This window comes from Streptomyces sp. SM1 (genome assembly GCF_002910825.1).
Taxonomy (GTDB): domain Bacteria; phylum Actinomycetota; class Actinomycetes; order Streptomycetales; family Streptomycetaceae; genus Streptomyces; species Streptomyces okerensis.
Map to the genome: position 1 here is coordinate 1 of NZ_NEUB01000499.1, position 1,796 is coordinate 1,796.

Consider the following 1,796-nt stretch of genomic DNA (forward strand, 5'->3'; position numbering starts at 1 on the left):
CCCCGGTTCGGCCCTCCGCCGAGGCCTGTTTTCGCTGGTCGGCCCCGCCCGCACACGGGCCGCCAGGTCGCCCAGACGGCGCAGGAAGGACGTCGGCAGGAACACCGCGTCGGCCGCGATCATCGCCAGGGAGAAGAAGGGCAGCCCGAGCACGACGGCGATCACCGCGTGTTCGAGGATCATGAAAGTCAGCAGGGCGTTCTTGACCCGCCGGTTGAACAGGGTGAACGGGAAGGCGACCTGCACGGCGACCGTCGCGTACGTCACCAGCATCACCAGGGTGCCGCTGGCCGACAGCAGGTCCGCGAGGGCCGGCCAGGGGGAGAAGTACTCCAGGTGGAGCGGGTAGTACACGGCGGTGCCGTCCTGCCAGCGGGAGCCCTGGACCTTGTACCAGCCGGCCGTGGCGTAGATCAGACACGCCTCCGCCATGATCACCAGCAGTGCGCCGTTGTGCACGGTGTTCGCGACCACGTCCAGCAGCATCCGCGGCTGCGCGGTCCTCGCGCGGCGCCCGGTCAGCCACCACAGCGCCTGCGCGAACCACACGGCCCACAGCAGCGCCGGTATGAACCAGTCGCCGTCCATACGGCCCGCCGTCGTGGCCATGAGCAGCAGGAACCCCAGCACACCCCACAGCGCCGGGCCGACCCGGTCGCGCGGCCGCTCCCCCCGCGCGCATGCCTCTTCCGCACGGCGCGTACGCCGCGCGTCCAGCGACCAGACCCGGCCGCAGCGGGTGAACACCAGGTAGACCGCCATCAGGTGCAGGACGTTGTCGCCGCCGTCGCCCACGAACACGCTGCGGTTCTGCAGTGCCAGCACACCCACCATGAACAGCACCGACATGGTGCGGGTGCGCCAGCCCAGCAGCAGCAGGAGACTCCACAGCACGGCCAGCGCGTAGACCGACTCGAACCAGATCCGGCTGTCGGACCAGAGCAGCACGGTGAAGGCGTCGTTCGTCGCGACCAGCTGCTCGGCGAGGCCGAAGTCCCAGGGTCCGTCCGGGCCGTACAGCTCCTGGCGGTGGGGGAACTCACGCAGCAGGAACAACAGCCAGGTCAGGCTGAAGCCGATGCGGATCACGGCGGTCTGGTGCGGGCCGAGCGCGGAGTCGGTGACGCGGGCGATCCCCCGGAAGAGGGCCGCCGGGAAGCGGTTCACCCGATGCCTCCCCGGGTCTCGTCCTCGGACAGTGACCACCAGGGCAGGGTGCGGTACACGGGTGTGGTGGAGACCTTCTCCCCGCTCCAGTCCGGCGGCGGCACGTCGGTGGTCCGCGAGCGGACCTGGACGCGATCGACGGCACCGTCCTCGCCGGCCGCGTCCGAGCGGTGGAGGCGCATCACCATGATCCGCCGCAGATACGCCTCGGACAGCGCCCCGCGCAGACCCACCGGCCGGTGCTCGTCGTCGTGCGTGGAGACGAAGAAGTCCCAGGCGCGGCGCAGTTCGTTCTGCTGGGTGTGGCTGGGCAGCGGGTTGCCGTCGATGGCCCGGCCGTCCTGCGCGGACAGGTCGTACCAGCCGGTGGTCCGTGACGCCCCGTCCGCCGTACGGATCTCGGCGCGCACCTGGACGGCGACGTTCTGCTGCAGGGGGTTCGGCGCGAACAGTTTCCAGTTCTGCTCGAACTCCGGGTAGATCCAGTCGTCGATCGTCTCGCGGTGCTGCTTGCTCACCGTGTTCGAGGGCGCGACGTGCAGGAACGTCATGCCGAGGTGCACACAGACCCCGGCGGCGACACCCGCGAGCGCCAGCACGGCACCGATCCGGTAGCGCGGGGAGAGGGC

The 1,796-nt window shown here is 70.5% G+C and carries 2 protein-coding genes; both read right to left on the reverse strand.

The features are described from left to right. A partial coding sequence (locus tag B9S61_RS12215; protein ID WP_103542273.1) for an HTTM domain-containing protein occupies positions 1-1,167 on the reverse strand: 1,167 nt, incomplete at its 3' end. Then, the coding region (locus B9S61_RS12220) for a DUF5819 family protein (RefSeq protein WP_258039634.1) at positions 1,164-1,796 on the reverse strand (633 nt) is incomplete at its 5' end. The genes B9S61_RS12215 and B9S61_RS12220, both read right to left, overlap by 4 nt.